The sequence below is a fragment of the Pseudoalteromonas sp. CO342X genome (assembly GCF_004208915.1).
Classification (GTDB): domain Bacteria; phylum Pseudomonadota; class Gammaproteobacteria; order Enterobacterales; family Alteromonadaceae; genus Pseudoalteromonas; species Pseudoalteromonas maricaloris.
The window spans coordinates 156,099-172,798 of sequence record NZ_SGPH01000020.1 but is presented as its reverse complement, the minus strand read 5'-3'; the positions used below and the strand labels follow the sequence as shown (position 1 = coordinate 172,798).

At 44.1% G+C, this 16,700-nt stretch carries 16 protein-coding genes; 14 read left to right on the top strand and 2 right to left on the bottom strand.

The window, feature by feature from the left end:
• Positions 1 to 3 precede the first annotated feature (3 nt).
• The 12 genes from flhA to EXT47_RS10905 all read left to right on the top strand — a co-directional run bounded on the left by flhA (position 4) and on the right by EXT47_RS10905 (position 12,500).
• On the top strand, positions 4 to 2,106 hold the full coding sequence (gene flhA / locus EXT47_RS10960) for a flagellar biosynthesis protein FlhA (RefSeq protein ID WP_039492505.1): 2,103 nt from the start codon (positions 4 to 6) through the stop codon (positions 2,104 to 2,106).
• Between the two features lie 19 nt (positions 2,107 to 2,125).
• Positions 2,126 to 3,601 carry a flagellar biosynthesis protein FlhF gene (flhF, locus tag EXT47_RS10955; RefSeq protein WP_039492502.1) on the top strand — a complete coding sequence of 492 codons (1,476 nt, stop codon included), beginning with the start codon at positions 2,126 to 2,128 and terminating at the stop codon, positions 3,599 to 3,601.
• Positions 3,594 to 4,454, top strand: coding sequence for a MinD/ParA family protein (locus tag EXT47_RS10950; protein WP_010369106.1), 861 nt, complete (start codon positions 3,594 to 3,596; stop codon positions 4,452 to 4,454). Before flhF ends, EXT47_RS10950 begins: the two co-directional genes overlap by 8 nt.
• A gap of 2 nt (positions 4,455 to 4,456) precedes the next feature.
• On the top strand, positions 4,457 to 5,191 hold the full coding sequence (locus tag EXT47_RS10945; protein ID WP_010369105.1) for an RNA polymerase sigma factor FliA: 735 nt from the start codon (positions 4,457 to 4,459) through the stop codon (positions 5,189 to 5,191).
• A gap of 42 nt (positions 5,192 to 5,233) precedes the next feature.
• On the top strand, positions 5,234 to 5,617 hold the full coding sequence (gene cheY, locus EXT47_RS10940) for a chemotaxis response regulator CheY (protein ID WP_010369104.1): 384 nt from the start codon (positions 5,234 to 5,236) through the stop codon (positions 5,615 to 5,617).
• Positions 5,618 to 5,636: 19 nt separating this feature from the next.
• Positions 5,637 to 6,413 (top strand): protein phosphatase CheZ, encoded by a 777-nt coding sequence (locus tag EXT47_RS10935; RefSeq protein WP_039492497.1) that lies wholly within the window; start codon positions 5,637 to 5,639, stop codon positions 6,411 to 6,413.
• A gap of 13 nt (positions 6,414 to 6,426) precedes the next feature.
• Complete coding sequence (locus EXT47_RS10930; protein WP_039492495.1) at positions 6,427 to 8,658, top strand: chemotaxis protein CheA; 2,232 nt, start codon at positions 6,427 to 6,429, stop codon at positions 8,656 to 8,658.
• A 74-nt stretch (positions 8,659 to 8,732) separates the two neighbouring features.
• A complete protein-coding gene (locus EXT47_RS10925) occupies positions 8,733 to 9,878 on the top strand; it encodes a chemotaxis response regulator protein-glutamate methylesterase (protein ID WP_010369101.1) in 1,146 nt (381 codons plus the stop codon).
• A 127-nt stretch (positions 9,879 to 10,005) separates the two neighbouring features.
• Complete coding sequence (locus tag EXT47_RS10920; protein ID WP_010369100.1) at positions 10,006 to 10,776, top strand: ParA family protein; 771 nt, start codon at positions 10,006 to 10,008, stop codon at positions 10,774 to 10,776.
• A gap of 8 nt (positions 10,777 to 10,784) precedes the next feature.
• On the top strand, positions 10,785 to 11,546 hold the full coding sequence (locus EXT47_RS10915) for a chemotaxis protein CheW (RefSeq protein ID WP_039492493.1): 762 nt from the start codon (positions 10,785 to 10,787) through the stop codon (positions 11,544 to 11,546).
• A 24-nt stretch (positions 11,547 to 11,570) separates the two neighbouring features.
• A complete protein-coding gene (locus EXT47_RS10910) occupies positions 11,571 to 12,068 on the top strand; it encodes a chemotaxis protein CheW (RefSeq protein ID WP_010369098.1) in 498 nt (165 codons plus the stop codon).
• Positions 12,069 to 12,500, top strand: a complete 432-nt coding sequence (locus tag EXT47_RS10905; protein ID WP_010369097.1) for a DUF2802 domain-containing protein — start codon at positions 12,069 to 12,071, stop codon at positions 12,498 to 12,500.
• Positions 12,501 to 12,533: 33 nt separating this feature from the next.
• Here the strand turns inward: EXT47_RS10905 and EXT47_RS10900 are convergent, their stop codons facing one another.
• Both EXT47_RS10900 and EXT47_RS10895 read right to left on the bottom strand, forming a co-directional pair.
• Positions 12,534 to 12,830: an EscU/YscU/HrcU family type III secretion system export apparatus switch protein gene (locus tag EXT47_RS10900; RefSeq protein ID WP_010369096.1), complete on the bottom strand. Its 297-nt coding sequence runs from the start codon at positions 12,828 to 12,830 to the stop codon at positions 12,534 to 12,536.
• Between the two features lie 5 nt (positions 12,831 to 12,835).
• Complete coding sequence (locus EXT47_RS10895) at positions 12,836 to 15,286, bottom strand: flagellar hook-length control protein FliK (protein ID WP_039492492.1); 2,451 nt, start codon at positions 15,284 to 15,286, stop codon at positions 12,836 to 12,838.
• A 103-nt stretch (positions 15,287 to 15,389) separates the two neighbouring features.
• On the opposite strand from EXT47_RS10895, the gene ccmA reads away from it, so the two are divergent.
• On the top strand, positions 15,390 to 16,013 hold the full coding sequence (ccmA, locus tag EXT47_RS10890) for a cytochrome c biogenesis heme-transporting ATPase CcmA (RefSeq protein ID WP_081489968.1): 624 nt from the start codon (positions 15,390 to 15,392) through the stop codon (positions 16,011 to 16,013).
• Positions 16,013 to 16,699 (top strand): heme exporter protein CcmB, encoded by a 687-nt coding sequence (ccmB, locus tag EXT47_RS10885; protein ID WP_010606377.1) that lies wholly within the window; start codon positions 16,013 to 16,015, stop codon positions 16,697 to 16,699. Before ccmA ends, ccmB begins: the two co-directional genes overlap by 1 nt.
• Position 16,700: the final 1 nt, after the last annotated feature.

The following is a 16,700-nucleotide window of genomic DNA, read 5'->3' as shown; positions in this document are numbered from 1 at the left end:
GTTATGGAATTTAAAGCAGTTTTACAACAACTCAATCGAGATAAAAAAGAATATGCTAAAGGTGTGGGTACTCCATTGTTGGTGCTTGCAGCACTTGGCATGGTTATTCTGCCGCTACCTCCTTTTTTGCTTGATATTCTATTTTCCTTCAACATTGCATTGGCACTTGTGGTGCTATTGGTGACTGTTTATACCTTGAAGCCACTTGAATTTGGTATGTTTCCTGCGGTACTACTGATCGCGACTATCATGCGATTGGCACTAAACGTAGCGAGTACTCGCGTCGTATTACTTGAAGGTCATAATGGTGGTGATGCGGCAGGTAAGGTGATCGAAGCCTTTGGTAGTGTTGTTATTGGTGGCAACTACGCCGTCGGTTTAGTTGTATTCCTTATCCTTATTATTATTAACTTTGTCGTAATTACCAAAGGTGCAGGCCGTATTTCTGAGGTGTCTGCGCGTTTCACCCTTGATGCTATGCCGGGTAAGCAAATGGCCATTGATGCAGACTTAAATGCCGGTTTTATCTCTGCAGATGACGCCCGGGCTCGTCGTGAAGAAGTGACTCGAGAAGCTGACTTTTACGGTTCAATGGACGGTGCAAGTAAATTCGTTAAAGGTGATGCTATTGCAGGTATCGTGATCCTTGCCATTAATATAATAGGTGGCCTTTTCGTTGGGATGATCCAGCATGATTTAAGCTTTGGTCACGCGATGGAAGTATATACCATGCTGACAATCGGTGACGGTCTGGTCGCGCAAATTCCTTCTCTTTTACTCTCAATTGGCACTGCAATTGTCGTAACGCGTCAAAATGAATCGCACAACATGGGCGATCAGTTTAAAAACCAACTGGGTAATGAAAAGTCGCTGGCTATCGCGTCAGGCATTTTGATCACCATGGGACTCGTTCCAGGCATGCCACATGTTGCCTTCTTAGGATTAGGCGTATTACTTGGCTATATAGCCTATTACACAAGTCAGCAAAAGAAAAAGGCGGAGATCGAAAAGGCGGAACAAGCTGCCAAAGGGCCTGCCGCCAAAGGAGGCCATCAACAAGATCAAAAAGAGCTTGGTTGGGATGATGTACAACCTGTTGATGTGATTGGTTTAGAGGTAGGTTATCGCCTAATTCCTCTAGTTGACCAAGCCCAAGGCGGGGAGCTTCTCAGTCGTATTAAAGGGGTGCGTAAAAAGCTATCTCAGGAACTGGGCTTTTTAGTACCGCCGGTACATATCCGCGATAACCTAGAATTAGATCCAAATGCATACAATATTACTTTAATGGGAGTTGGCTCAGGAACCGGTGAGTTGAAGCATGGCGATGAGCTCGCAATTAACCCAGGGCAGGTGTTTGGGCCGATTAAAGGCATAGAGACTAAAGATCCTGCATTTGGCCTAGATGCAGTATGGATTAAGCCAGACCAAAAAGATGAGGCGCATTCACTTGGCTATACAGTAGTAGATGCTGCAACTGTGGTGGCAACACATATCAGTCAATTATTAACGAATAATGCGTCACTATTACTTGGTCATGAAGAGGTACAAAATCTATTAGATATGCTTGCGAAAAGTCACCCTAGATTAGTAGAAGGCTTAGTACCTGATATTTTACCGCTCACTACCGTGGTAAAAGTGCTACAAAATCTGCTTAATGAGGGCGTTGCAATTCGAGATATGCGCTCGATTGTACAAACTTTAGTTGAGTACGGACCACGTAGCCAAGACCCTGATGTATTAACGGCTGCGGTAAGAATTTCATTACGTAGATTGATTGTTCAAGATGCCGTTGGAAGCGAAGAAGAAATTCCTGTCATAACATTGGCGCCTGAGTTGGAACAGATGTTGCATCAGTCACTTCAGAACGCAGGTGATGAGGGGGCAGGTATTGAACCTGGCTTGGCTGAGAGGCTTCAAGAATCATTAAGAGAAGCACATCACAACCAAGAAATGCTAGGGGAACCGTCCATCTTATTAACCTCAGGTATGTTAAGAAGTGTGTTATCTCGATTTGTTAAACATACAATTCCAGGTCTTAGAGTGATGTCATATCAAGAAGTGCCGGAAGAAAGACAAATTAAGATAGTGAGCTCGGTTGGACAATAGAGGATAAAGGGGCTGTAACATGAAAATTAAACGTTTCTTCGCAAAAGATATGCGTACGGCTTTAAATGAAGTAAAAGAAGAGCTTGGTGCAGATGCTGTCATTATGTCTAACAAAAAGTTAGCAGATGGTGTTGAAATCGTCGCAGCAGTTGATAATGACCGTGCTGCTGCACCAGTTAAGCAAGCTCCCACTGCCCGTGCGACTGCCTCAAATGAGGCTCCGACCCGCTTTGTCCGTCCAGAGCCTCGCCAAGCACAGCCAGCAAAACAAGCGCAAGTTGCCGATAGCTTAGCGGCATTGCTCGAGCGTCAGGCACCGCGCCCGCGCTCACCAGAACTTGCTTCTATGTTCTCCCAGTCGGGGATTGATACAGAGCAAATGTTAAGCAGCCAACGTAAAACACAAACTGCTGCACCGACGCATCAAGCGAAGCCACAGCAAGCTCGTCGCCAATCTTTTGACTTTGATGATGATGCATTTGAGCAGCCACAGCAGTGGGGCGAGTCGGATGAGTTAGACAACGGTTTTGGTGATGATTTACCGGAGTTAAATGCCAAGCCTGACGAAATGAGTGCAATGCGTGAAGAAATGAACGCTATTCGTCAATTACTTGAACATCAAGTATCTGGTCTAATGAAACAAGAAATGGCTCGTCGCGATCCAACCCGTGCGTGTCTTGTAGATCGTTTGGAAGGAATGGGCATAGACAAAGATGTTGCTGAGCAAATGGCATGCTTTATCCCTGATGATGTTTCTCGTAAAGAAGCCTGGAATGCATTGTTAAATATGGTGATCAACCAAATGCACACCACTAACAATGATATTCTTCGTCAAGGTGGCGTATTTGCGATGGTGGGTCCAACTGGTGTTGGTAAAACCACAACGGTTGCAAAATTAGCGGCATTAGGTGCACAAAAATACGGTGCAGATAAAGTGGCGTTAATAACGACTGATACCTACAGAATAGGCGCTTACGAGCAGTTAGCTACCTATGGTAGAATTATTGGTTGTCCGGTTAAGCAAGTTAAAGATGCAAATGAACTTGCAGAAGTGCTTTATCATTTACGCAATAAGCGTCTAGTATTAATAGATACGGCGGGAATGAGTCAAAGAGATTTGCGCTTAACTGAACAGTTAAATACACTTATGCGTAGCGCGAGAGTAGATATTCGCAGCTATTTAGTATTAAGTGCGACAGCACAGATGAATGTGTTACAAGAAACAGTAAGACACTTCAAAAAAGTAAATTTAAGTGGCTGTATTTTCACAAAACTTGATGAAAGTCTAAGTTTAGGTGAGATAATTAGCATAGCGATTCAAAATCGCTTGCCAATAGGGTATCTTACCAACGGTCAGCGAGTGCCAGAAGACATTCGCGTAGCAAATGCTCAAAAGCTAGTAAAAAAGGCTGAGCAATTGTATTTAAAAAGAATAAAAGCACAGCACTCTCGACGTGTACCTGTAGCGTCAGAGTCAGTAGGAATGTATGATTAACACAGTTTTAGATCAAGCAAGTGGCCTGCGTAGAATGAGTCAAAATAGCAACCAGGGTGTAAAAGTAATAGCCGTGACCGGTGGAAAAGGTGGGGTGGGTAAAACCAACGTCTCGCTCAATACTGCCATCGCTATGGGCCAACAAGGACAGCGAGTTCTCGTTTTAGATGCGGACTTGGGCTTGGCAAACTGTGATGTGATGTTAGGTCTAAGGGTAGAAAAAAATCTGTCGCACGTGTTGTCGGGTGAATGTGAACTAGATGAGATTCTCGTAGAAGGTCCCGCTGGAATTAAAATTGTACCGGCGACCTCAGGCTCTCAAAGTATGGTAGAGCTGACTCCCGCAGAGCATGCAGGACTTATTCGTGCATTTAGCGAGCTTAACACGCAATTTGATGTCTTAATTGTTGATACCGCAGCTGGTATCTCAGATATGGTTCTGAGCTTCTCTCGAGCTGCACAAGATGTGATGGTTGTGGTGTGTGATGAACCGACTTCCATTACAGATGCTTACGCGTTGATCAAAGTTTTGAGCAGAGAGCATGGTGTCTATCGTTTTAAAATTGTTGCCAACATGGTCCGCAGTATGCGTGAAGGGCAAGAATTATTTGCTAAACTTTCAAAAGTTACAGACCGTTTTCTTGATGTAGCACTGGAATTAGTGGCCACCGTACCGTTTGACGAAAACATGCGTAAATCTTCTCGCAGACAAAGAGCTATCGTGGATTTATTTCCGAGTTCCCCTGCGGCGATTGCGATTAAGGGACTAGCTGCTAAGGCAGTTAAATGGCCAATTCCGCATCAACCTTCTGGTCATCTAGAATTTTTCATTGAACAACTTGTAAACGGGTGATTATGGCTTCTCCGGTCAATAGAGCTGCGGGATATCAAACTTCAGACCACATTCATAAGGTGGTTGAACGGCATGCTCCACTTGTCAAAAAAGTGGCATGCCACCTGATTGCTCGACTTCCGGCAAGTGTGCAACTCGACGATCTGATCCAGTCAGGTATGATTGGATTGATTGAAGCATCTAAAAATTTCGATGCAACTAAAGGCGCTAGTTTCGAAACCTTTGCGGGGATCCGTATTCGAGGCGCAATGCTGGATGAAATCCGTCGTGGTGATTGGGCGCCTCGTTCTGTTCACAAAAATAGCAGAATGGTTGCAGAAGCTATCTCCGAGTTAGAATCTCTCCTTGGTCGAGAACCAAAAGACACTGAAATCGCTGAAAAACTTGATATATCTCTAGATGAGTACCATCATATTTTACATGATGTAAATGCAAGTAAAGTCATCGGTATTGAGGATCTTGGGGTTGATGAAGACGTGATAACCCCAGCAAACAGCGATTTTGCGCTAGACAAACCGTTTAATAACGTTAAAAATGAACGTTTTAACGAGTCTTTAGTAAATGCTATCAAAGCGTTACCCGAAAGGGATGCTCTGGTTTTATCACTTTACTATAACGACGAAATGAATTTAAAAGAGATTGGTGCCATCCTTGATGTCAGTGAATCTCGAGTAAGCCAAATTCACGGTCAGGCAATGATAAAGCTTAAAGCTAAAATCAATGACTGGATAAATTAGAGTACATAAAATAGTTGGGTTCGAACCTCACTGGAGGAAGTTTTGGATAAGAACATGAAGATTCTCGTGGTTGATGATTTCTCTACTATGAGAAGAATAATCAAAAACCTATTAAGAGATTTAGGCTTTACCAATGTTCAAGAAGCTGATGATGGTAGTACAGCACTTCCGATGCTACAAAATCAGGAGTTTGACTTTGTAGTAACTGATTGGAATATGCCGGGCATGCAAGGTATTGATTTGCTTCGTGCAATACGCGCAGATGAAAAGCTTAAGCACATTCCAGTGTTGATGGTTACCGCAGAAGCGAAAAAAGAACAAATTGTTGCAGCAGCGCAAGCTGGGGTGAACGGATATATTGTTAAACCGTTTACTGCAGGTACGCTCAAAACTAAGCTTGAAAAAGTATTTGAGCGACTAGGCTAACAGCAAGGGGATATGGCCTATGTCTGTAAATGCTGCGCCTCAAATTACACTTGAACAAGCTAAGCAACTTGTTGAGCTTCTAGAGCAAGGTGAACAAGAAAAAGCTGACCAGCTGATTTTAGAAGCTGCTAACAAAGAGCAATCGGAGTTATTTGCAGAAGTCGGAAAGCTGACTCGCCAATTACACGAGTCCTTGAAGAACTTTGAGCTGGATACTCGCCTCGCAGATCTCACGACAGAGGCTATTCCTGACGCCAAGCAGCGTCTTAATTATGTTATGGAAATGACAGAAAGCGCTGCTAACAAAACGATGGACGCGGTCGAAGAAAGCTTACCTCTTGCGCAGAACCTAGCGGATGAGTTAGCGCAAATAAAGCCCACTTGGGATCGATTGATGAGCAGAGACATTCAACTCGGTGAGTTTAAATCTCTGTGTCATGATCTCGACAGCTTTATGCAGACTTCAAAGACACGTACAGACGAATTACAAGGTTTAATGACGAATGTGCTGATGGCTCAGGACTATCAGGATTTGACTGGGCAGGTTATTCGGCGCGTCATTGAGCTTGTGAGAGAAGTAGAAGATAGTCTCATTCACCTCCTGACTGTTTTTGGTACTTCAGATGAAGCGCCTTCAACTGCTGTGAAAGCGAATGAAAACGAAATAAAAACAACCGAGACTATCAGTGATGAATTGTCTGGACCTGAAGGTCCAATTATTGACGCTGAATCGCGAGATGACGTGGTTTCTGGTCAAGACGAAGTCGATGACTTGCTATCTAGTTTAGGCTTCTAGTTGGAGAGTGTGTATGAGCTTTGAAGTCGATGAAGATATCTTGCAGGACTTTCTTGTTGAAGCAGGCGAAATATTAGAACTGTTATCTGAACAGCTTGTTGAACTAGAAAATAATCCTGAAGATAAAGAACTTCTCAATGCGATTTTCCGTGGCTTCCATACCGTAAAAGGTGGGGCTGGCTTCCTAGGTATGACCGAACTGGTCGATGCCTGTCACGGTGCGGAGAACGTGTTTGATGTACTACGACAAGGGCAACGAAAAGTAACTTCCGAACTGATGGATGTTATTTTGCAATCTTTGGATACGATCAACGAAATGTTCGCTTGTATTCAAAACCGTGAGGAACCAGAAGCGGCCGACCCTGTGTTGCTTGAAACACTCCACAAACTTAGCCAGCCTGCATCTGAAGACGAAGTCAGTGAAGTGATTGACGAACCTACTTCTGAGCCAGAACCTGTGGTGCCAGATTTAAGTGCTGATGATATTTTATTCGACGCCGATGTTGGTTCAGGCGATGATAGCGGCTCCAGCATCGATGAGATAACAGAAGAAGAATTTGAAAATCTTTTAGATGAATTACACGGTTCGGGTAATGCGCCTGCTGTTGCTCCGGCAACTAAACCTGAAGCTGTATCAACCGCAGATGATGGTGATATCACCGATGACGAATTCGATAACCTCTTAGATGAACTTCATGGTGTTGGTAAATTCGGTGGAGCACCAAATGCAGAAGATGCTGTTGCCCCAGAAGCGAGTGAACCTAAGGCTAAATCAACCTCACCAGCAGCCCCAAGTGGGTCTACTGGCGACGAAGAAATTACCGACGATGAGTTTGAAGCTTTGTTGGACGAGCTTCATGGTAAAGGCAGTGCACCTAAAGCGGTCGATGAATCGCCAGTAGAGGTTTCAGAGACTAAACCTGCGCAACCAGAGCCTGTTAAAGCCGCGCCGGCGCCGAAACCTGCACCAAAGCCTGCGCCCAAAGTTGAAGCTAAGCCTGCGACTCCAGCACCAGCACCGCAAAAAGAGCCCGAGGCTGCAAAAGCTTCCACACCAGCCGCTGCGAAGAAACCTGCGGCACAAGCTGAGACCACGGTCCGAGTTGATACTAAACGTCTTGATGAAATCATGAATATGGTTGGCGAATTAGTATTGGTTCGTAACCGTTTGGTTAGCTTAGCGAATAACACCAACAGCGAAAGCATGGGTAAAGCTATTTCGAACCTTGATGTAGTCACTGCTGATTTGCAGGGCGCCGTGATGAAAACGCGGATGCAGCCAATCAAAAAGGTATTTGGTCGCTTTCCTCGAGTAGTGAGAGACCTTGCTCGCAGCTTGAAAAAAGAAATCAACCTAGTTTTACAGGGCGAAGAGACGGATTTAGATAAAAATTTGGTTGAAGCGCTTGCAGATCCATTGGTCCACTTAGTGAGAAACTCAGTAGATCATGGCATTGAAATGCCTGACGTACGCGAAGCGTCGGGCAAACCAAGAATGGGTACAGTCACATTGTCAGCATCTCAAGAGGGAGATCACATTCTTCTCACGATTCGAGATGATGGTGCCGGTATGGACCCTGAAAAGCTCAAAAAGATTGCTATAAATAAAGGCGTTATTGACTCCGATCAAGCAAGCCGACTGTCCGATACCGAAGCCTATAATTTGATCTTCGCACCAGGGTTCTCAACAAAAGAGCAAATTTCAGACATTTCTGGTCGTGGTGTTGGGATGGACGTTGTTAAAACGAAGATCACTCAATTGAATGGCTCGGTAAATATCCAATCAGAATTGGGTGTTGGTACCGTATTAGAGATTAAGGTACCGCTTACATTGGCTATTTTGCCTACCTTGATGGTGGTAGTCGGAGAGCAAACGTTTGCGTTACCACTTGCCGGCGTGAACGAGATCTTCCATTTAGATTTGACAAAAACGAATGTGGTTGATGGTCAGTTGACTATCATAGTGAGAGAAAAAGCAATTCCGTTATTTTATCTTGAACATTGGTTGGTAAAAGGTGCGAACAGGGGCATGAGAAAGGCTGAAGGCCATGTTGTCATTGCGCAAATTGGCACTAAACAAGTCGGTTTTGTGGTTGACTCTCTGATAGGTCAAGAGGAAGTCGTAATCAAACCACTAGATGCGTTATTACAAGGTACACCAGGTATGGCTGGTGCTACCATCACATCTGATGGTGGTATTGCGCTAATCCTTGATGTCCCCAACTTATTAAAACACTACGCCTAATTTTATTAGGCGTAGTTCGAATTCTAGAGCGGCATTTGCTGCTCTGCTGTAGAGCAAATTAAAGAGCGTTGCCAATGGCAGTTAAAGTGTTAGTCGTAGACGATTCTAGTTTTTTTCGTCGTCGAGTCAGTGAAATTTTAGAAAAAGACAGTGAAATCAAAGTTATAGATTTCGCAGTTAATGGCAAGGAGGCGGTTGAAAAGGCCGCTTCATTGCGTCCAGACGTAATTACGATGGACGTGGAAATGCCTGTGCTTGATGGGATCAGTGCGGTGAAGCAGATCATGCAGGCCACTCCGACCCCAATCTTAATGTTTTCTTCGTTAACTCGTGAAGGCGCTAGTGCTACGTTAGATGCACTGGATGCGGGCGCTGTAGATTTTTTACCGAAAAAGTTTGAAGACATCGCTCGTAATAGCGAAGAAGCAATTAAGTCGTTACAAAATAAGGTAAAGGAAATTGGCCGCCGTCGCGTTAGCCGTTTTACTCGCCCTACTATTGCGACTCCGCCAAAGCGCGTCGAGTCTAGAGCAACTCGCGCTGATACAGGACGAGCAACGATCCCTCAACCGGATAGAAGTTTTCAGAGGCCTGTATCTGGTGGTACGTCTAGTGCTGCGGGTGCTAGAGCATCGGGTAAGAAATATGGACTGGTTGCAATTGGTACATCAACAGGTGGACCCGTTGCACTGCAAACAATACTAACTCAGTTGCCTGCAAACTTTCCTCATCCAATTTTACTTATCCAGCATATGCCGGCCGCATTTACACCTGCGTTTGCAGCAAGATTGAATAGTTTATGCCAGATTAAGGTTAAGGAAGCCGAGCAAGGTGATAGATTAATGCCTGGGGTGGCCTATTTAGCCCCTGGCGGTAAGCAAATGCTGGTTGAAAATCGCGGTGGTAGTAAGACACTAAAAGTGTTCGAAGATGATAGTCCAAGGATCACCTATAAGCCCAGCGTTGATGTGACATTTGCAAGTGTTGCAAAAGCTTATGGTGGCGACACGTTAGCGATTGTCTTAACGGGAATGGGCGCAGATGGCCGAGATGGTGCTCGTATGCTAAAACAGGTAGGGGCCACTATTTGGGCGCAAGATGAAGCGACTTGTGTTGTTTATGGTATGCCTCAAGCTGTCGCTGGCGCTGGACTTTCGTCGGATAGTATCGCCCTACAAGACTTTGCTGCGAGAATTAATAAAGAAGCGGGTAACCAATAGACTAAGTCATCACTTGGTTGCTTTGCTTGAAGCTTGTAAATATCAAACGTCTAAAAAGAATGAATAACATTGAGTTGGTATAGTATCTATTGAATGAAATCAATAGTGATAAGCGAAGGAATATAGAGTGAAAATTTGGACAGTAGCAAATCAAAAAGGTGGCGTGGGTAAAACCACGACGACGGTGAGCTTAGGAGGCATTCTTGCTGAGCAGGGTCACCGAGTTTTGCTTATTGATACTGATCCACATGCTTCACTGACATATTACTTTGGTATTGATTCTGAAGAGTTAGAAGTCAGTGTGTATGATATTTTTGCACGCGGCAGCAGCATGACGAGTGAAGAAATTTTACAGTCTCTTTGCCCATCAACCATAGAGAATCTTGATATTTTGCCTGCCACTATGGCCATTGCTACGCTTGATCGTAGTATGGGTAATAAAACGGGCATGGGACTTATCTTAAAGAAATCGCTCGAAAAAATAGCGGATCAATATGACTATGCTATTTTGGACTGTCCACCAGTGCTTGGCGTACTGATGGTCAACGCATTAGCAGCGAGTGAGCGGATTTTAGTACCTGTCCAAACTGAATTTTTGGCATTGAAGGGACTAGATAGAATGATGCGCACGATGGAGCTGATGCAGTCTTCACAGCAGAAACAGTATCAATATACTATCATTCCAACTATGTATGATAAACGGACCAAAGCGTCGTTGGAGGCGTATAAAACGTTGCTAGCAACATACAAAGAGGCTGTTTGGCCAGGTGTGGTTCCTGTAGATACTAAATTTAGGGATGCGAGTCTTGCACAGCAAGTCCCAGTACAATTTTGTCCTAAATCACGAGGCGTGTTCGCTTATCGTGCACTTTTGGACTATTTGAAGCAGTTAAGCTAGAGAGCATAATGAGTAAGCATTTATTTGCAAATGAAAAGGTGATGAAGCAGTATCTTGGCGCTCTATTACAAGAGGAGCCAGAGATTGAACAATGCGAATTATCACCGGTTGCAAAGCTACTTGAACAAGTAAAAGAGCCGGAATCCGAACTTGAGGATATAGACCTTCCAGTTGTCGTTGCTACAGAGCCTCAGGAGTCGGTGAGTGAAGTTATTGAAGAACAACCGAGTAAATTAGCTCAAGATCTTGAAGTCACTGAAAATACATCTATTATCAAAGAACAGACAACGATAGAATCCGTTTCTGCAAGGGAAGCCTATCAAGAAGGTGAATTTCAGGCATTGTTTTTTGAAGTTGCAGGCTTAACACTGGCGGTTCCGCTTAAATCACTTGGGGGAATACACCAACTGGGTGAAGTCAATCAACTCTTTGGTAAACCTAAATGGTTTAAAGGCGTGATGCTAAATCGTGAAGAAAAGCTTAATGTTGTTGATACTGCGCGATGGGTAATGCCTGAGAAGTTAACACCAAAATTAGAAGATGCTCTGGATTACCAGTATTTGATTACGCTTGGGGATAGTAACTGGGGACTGTTAGCAGAGAAACTAGTCAACAACTTAACACTCAAGCCTGAAGACATAAAGTGGCGCACAGCAGATGGTAAACGGCCTTGGTTGGCTGGGGTGATTAAAGAGAAAATGTGCGCGCTGATTGATGTAGAGAATTTAAACCGTTTGCTAGAACAAGGCCTCGATAGTCGAGAGCAGTAACTAGTATATTGATGGAGTGAAACCATGAGCCAAGATAGACTACTTTCTGCAGACAAAAATGCTGATAGTAATGATGAAGTATTGCAATGGGTTACTTACAAGCTTGAAGAGGAAACTTACGGTATCAATGTAATGCAAGTGCAAGAAGTATTGCGTTATACCGAAATTGCACCAGTCCCAGGTGCGCCAAGCTACGTACTCGGGATCATTAATCTGCGTGGTAACGTTGTAACGGTTATAGACACGCGAGCTAGGTTTGGCCTGCAAAGTGCAGAAGTAACGGATAATTCAAGAATTGTGATTATCGAAGCCGAGAAGCAAGTTATTGGTATATTAGTCGATAGCGTTGCTGAGGTGGTTTACTTACGTAGCTCGGAAATTGACAGCGCGCCAAACATCGGCACTGAAGAGAGCGCTAAGTTTATCCAAGGCGTATCAAACCGAGAAGGCGAGCTATTGATCTTAGTCGATCTTAATAAGCTATTAAGTGATGACGAATGGGATGAGCTGAGTCATATCTAGATGTCTGAAGTAGTAAACGCACAAACCGTTTTACTCGTCATATCAATAACCTCAAGCATACTTGCGTTAGTATGCTTGAGGTTTGTTTTTGTGCTGGGTAAAAAATTACAAGATGCGCAGGGTCAAACAGCGCAACTTTCGAGCTCACTGCAAGGCTCTGAGCAACAAATAGCAATATTACGCAGCGAAGTTGCGGAGTTACGCGCCAGTATCATGAGTATTGGTAAGCGGGTGGTCGCAACCGAGCAAGAATTAAATGATGTTGCGAATCAGCAAGCAGCACAGAAATATGATGACCCCGACGCAAAAATGTATTCTCGCGCCGTGAAAATGGTGGAACTTGGCGCTGATATTGAAGAGGTGATGCGCGAGTGTGAGTTGCCAAGAGCTGAGGCAGAGCTGCTCATGTCTTTACATAACAAATCAAAATAATCGTCTAGAAAGTAGCAAGTTAGAAAATTTTGGCTATGCCTTAATATCTAGCTTGCCACGAAAACCTTCCCAGCCAGGTGGAAACTTACCACGCATAATGTAAGAAAAAGCGATGAGTTCAGCAATCACATAGTAGAGCTCCCGTGGGATCTCTTGGTGTAACTCAAGTGCACTGAGTGTTTGTGCTAATGATTCATCTTCATGGATCATGATGTTTTTCTCTTTTGCCAGCGCAATAATTTCCTCTGCCAGCTCGCCATATCCTTTAAAGGTGACCTGAGGTGCGCTTCCAGCTTCATATAACAGTCCAATAGCAGATTTTTGTGTCATCTTTTTTACACCTTAATGTTGATAATTGCGTGTTCATTAAAGAACTTATCTTGAAAGCTGGCTTCTTCCCTAAGGCCTATCTCTGCGACTTGTAGCCCATGAGATGCTAACTTATGTCTGAGCGTTGCTAAATGTGGCTCTGCGAGCTGCTTGACCTGATTGGAGGTGGCTACTAATGCACATTCTAGGGCTTTATCCATCAGCTCGGCTTGGGCATGGATCTGACCTTTTTCTGCAAAATCAAAACAAAGACGAATAAACCACACAGACTTCTCTGGCATACCAGGTTTGGGCGACTTTTTATATTCACCTATTTGTAATTGTGTTTGCTGTTGCTCTTGTCCTACTTTAGTGGGGAAGAGCAGGTTTACAATCAACTGTGCTTCGCTGTCTTGTTTCGCAGAGTTGGTCGCTGTAGTTGGTGATTTTTGCGGTTGTAATTGGTTGTGCAATTGCCCCAATTCGTTTAACAGCTCTTTTGCTTGTGGTTGTTGAAGCGCGTCTGCTATTTGCTTGGGGGAGAGCAGCTTCAGCTGTGGTAGTAGCGTATCCAGCAAGGCTTGTATTTTTTGCGTTGCTTGCTCATTGCTCTGAGCTTGGTTTGCCACCTGGCTACCTAATAACGACACAATTAAACGGTCCAACATTTGTGTAAAGCTCGATTGAGCTAAACTTGTTGGCGTGTTAGCAAAGGTTGCCATGCCCAGTTGGCTTTCTAACTGGTTCTTAACGGTAAGCGCGCTCACTGAACGGTCATCAAGCAAGCGCGTAAATGCTTGGTTGACTAATTTCTGTAATTCAGGCGTTTGTTTGAATGTATCTGCTTTTACGAGTTTTTCGATAGTTGCAGAAGCTTGGCGTAACATGTTTGGTGTGTTTTCTTTTTGTTCGGATTTAGCCATGGGCAGAGTAAGCAGGGCTTCAATCACCCCTTTAATTTGATTGCTGGTAGACTGCGGTACTTGAGAAGGCGTAGCGGTTACTTGTGTGCGTTGTGAATGTGTAGATGGCAACTGGAACGTTTTAGCCGAATCTACAGGCGCAGAACTCGTTTTACGATAAAGCGGCCGCGCTAATGCTTGTGTTAGCTGTTCAACTTGCTTGTTGCTAAGCGACAGTTTACCTGTGAGGGTGTCCAATAATAAGGACAGGGCTTTTTGTTTTACCTCAAAATCGACCGGGGGCGACTGATATTTTGGTGTCTCTGCGAGCTGGTGTTGTAAGTAACGAGCAATGGAGCTGGCTAACTTTTCGTTTTGCAAAGGTGTGTGACTTTTTTGCAATGGTAATGGTTGCTTTGCCATCAGCTCTGTAAGATTAAGTTTTATTTGGTTTGAGAGTTGCTGCAGTGGCGTGCTTGGTTTATTTTCATTGTGAGCACTTACTTTCTCGCTTGGCTCAAGCAGAGTTGCGACCGAGTGACTCAAAACATCATTTTTACCTTTATTGACAGGGGAGTTCGCGGGCTGAACAACCTGATTTGTAAGTGGCTTCCCAAAAGGTCTTCCGATCAGTACTTGCAACGCTTTTACTACCGTTGACTTAATTTGTTGCAGATTGACTTCAAGTAACGGTTTGTCATACGCCAGCGTATGTACTGATGCTAAGCGTGACTCAAGCGGTGAAGGTGCATCCTTATTGACTGCGCTTACGTGTTGCAGCAAAGCGCTAAGCGGCTTTATGGTTTCTACTTTTACTTGTTGTGTCGATTTTGTGATATCAATTCCATTGAAAGCCGTTTTTACTTCGCCCTTTTGCCATGTGGTTGCTGCAGGCCAGTTACTGCTTATTGGCGATAAGGTTACTGAACGATCATGAATGTTAAGTGTTACTCCACTTGGCTGCGGCTTCACCTCAACACTGCTAAGTTGACTAGAGATAAGTTTTGCAATCATTGACTTAGGTAAAGCCGTACTAAACAGCAAGTCTTTAAATTGATTGACGACCTGCAAGGAAACATTACTTTGTTGGGCACTAAGATGCGCAATAAGTTTACTTTCACTTGCGAGCAAGTCTGCCACGGCTTGCGGAAGCGGTATTTTTAAATCAAGCGCCTTGATGTGTAATGTGGCGTTTTGCAACGTGGTTGCTGAAGACTGTATTACTGGGCTTGGCGTATGCGTCTTTAGCGTCGTTAAAATATCAAAAAGCTGTTTTGTTAGTGTTACTTGTGCTTGTAGTTTGGGCGTTTGAAAGGTAACCACCTTGCCAGTTTCATCAATACTAACCTGTGCTTCTGGAAGCTGATTGGGCTGGGTTGGAGGCTTAAGCGCAAGTTGGATAGTTTGCCAGCGGCCATCAATTGCCACATCCATTTTTAGTTTATCGTTACTAATTTGGATATTCTTTGCTGCAAACGGTTGGTTTTTGGCTAAGTCTAATCTCGATACTTCGCTATTATCTGTGCTTATCACAGATGCTGTCGTCGTATTTGTTGTAATTGGCAGCTTATTCATTATTTTAAATCAAATTTTCGCTAATCGGTCGCATCGGATTATTCGTATTACCATACCATTATGTTAGACTAACGCCCAATTTTAGGTAAAGAGAAGCCCAAGTTTGCTAGAGATAGACGCCGTCACTTGTACCAAACAAGATAGATGCTTGTTTGACTCATTAAGTTTCACTCTCCATGCGGGGCAGATCATGCAAATTGAAGGCCCAAATGGTGCCGGAAAAACCTCTTTGTTGAGGATCATTGCTGGGTTCGCCAGAGCGGACGAAGGGCAGATCCGCTACAACAGCACTGATATCCGCGATGATTATGATTCATTCGCTGCCGATTTATTATTTATTGGTCATAAGACAGGTGTCAATCAACAACTTAGTGCCTACGAAAATGTCCAACATTGGCTTATGGTTCATGGCGCTCAGGCCGATGAAGAAGAAGTCTATACACTGCTTGCCAAGCTCGGTTTAATAGGGCTTGAAGATGTACCTGTGCGGACATTGTCGGCAGGCCAACAGCGCCGTGTTGCATTAGTACGTTTGTGGCTGAATCAAGCCAAGCTTTGGGTGCTAGATGAACCATTTACTGCGCTGGATAAAAAAGGGGTCGCCATGTTGCAAACCCAATTTCAGTCTCATCTCGACAAGGGGGGCGCCATTTTATTGACGACCCACCAAGATCTCACCGCACATTTTGCACAGTTACAAACCTTGGCGTTGGAGTACCGTTTGTAATGCAGACTCAACATTCTTATTGGTTAGCTTTTAAATCGGTTTATGCCAAAGATGTGACCTTGGCCTTTAGACAGCGAGCTGAGATAGTCAATCCTTTGTTGTTTTTCTTAATCGTGATCACCTTATTTCCGTTAGCGATTGGGCCCGAACCTGCGCTGCTTACCAGAATGGCTCCGGGTATTATTTGGGTAGCGGCGCTTTTATCGACTATGTTAGGTCTAGATAAATTATTTAGGGACGATTACAACGACGGCTCATTAGAGCAATTGATTGCTTCACCTTATCCTTTATCGCTATCAGTATTAGCAAAAGTAGCAGCGCATTGGACAGTCAGTGGTTTGCCAATGGTGGTGCTTGCGCCCTTATTCGCGCTGTTAATGAATCTCGAATCGCAGTCTCTCAATGCGACTGTATTGACCTTACTGATAGGTACACCGTTATTAAGTTTTATTGGGGCTATTGGCGCAGGACTCACCGTTGCATTGCAAAAGGGTGGCATTTTAATGAGTTTACTCGTCCTTCCGCTTTATATCCCCGTATTGATCTTTGCAACGTCCGCCATAGATACCAGTAGCATGTCTTTAGCGTATGGTGGTCAGCTTGCAATCCTTGGTGCGATGCTTGCCGTCGCAATTGTTGCCGCACCAATTGCCATATCGTCAGCTTTAAGAGTGAGTGTAAGTTAAA

What these genes read in the sequence shown, in the direction of transcription:
- flhA (WP_039492505.1), top strand. Translation starts at nt 4, where the DNA reads ATGGAATTTAAAGCAGTTTTACAACAACTCAATCGAGATAAAAAAGAA.
- flhF (WP_039492502.1), top strand. Translation starts at nt 2,126, where the DNA reads ATGAAAATTAAACGTTTCTTCGCAAAAGATATGCGTACGGCTTTAAAT.
- EXT47_RS10950 (WP_010369106.1), top strand. Translation starts at nt 3,594, where the DNA reads ATGATTAACACAGTTTTAGATCAAGCAAGTGGCCTGCGTAGAATGAGT.
- EXT47_RS10945 (WP_010369105.1), top strand. Translation starts at nt 4,457, where the DNA reads ATGGCTTCTCCGGTCAATAGAGCTGCGGGATATCAAACTTCAGACCAC.
- EXT47_RS10935 (WP_039492497.1), top strand. Translation starts at nt 5,637, where the DNA reads ATGTCTGTAAATGCTGCGCCTCAAATTACACTTGAACAAGCTAAGCAA.
- EXT47_RS10930 (WP_039492495.1), top strand. Translation starts at nt 6,427, where the DNA reads ATGAGCTTTGAAGTCGATGAAGATATCTTGCAGGACTTTCTTGTTGAA.
- EXT47_RS10925 (WP_010369101.1), top strand. Translation starts at nt 8,733, where the DNA reads ATGGCAGTTAAAGTGTTAGTCGTAGACGATTCTAGTTTTTTTCGTCGT.
- EXT47_RS10915 (WP_039492493.1), top strand. Translation starts at nt 10,785, where the DNA reads ATGAGTAAGCATTTATTTGCAAATGAAAAGGTGATGAAGCAGTATCTT.
- EXT47_RS10910 (WP_010369098.1), top strand. Translation starts at nt 11,571, where the DNA reads ATGAGCCAAGATAGACTACTTTCTGCAGACAAAAATGCTGATAGTAAT.
- EXT47_RS10905 (WP_010369097.1), top strand. Translation starts at nt 12,069, where the DNA reads ATGTCTGAAGTAGTAAACGCACAAACCGTTTTACTCGTCATATCAATA.
- EXT47_RS10900 (WP_010369096.1), bottom strand. Translation starts at nt 12,830, where the DNA reads ATGACACAAAAATCTGCTATTGGACTGTTATATGAAGCTGGAAGCGCA.
- EXT47_RS10895 (WP_039492492.1), bottom strand. Translation starts at nt 15,286, where the DNA reads ATGAATAAGCTGCCAATTACAACAAATACGACGACAGCATCTGTGATA.
- ccmB (WP_010606377.1), top strand. Translation starts at nt 16,013, where the DNA reads ATGCAGACTCAACATTCTTATTGGTTAGCTTTTAAATCGGTTTATGCC.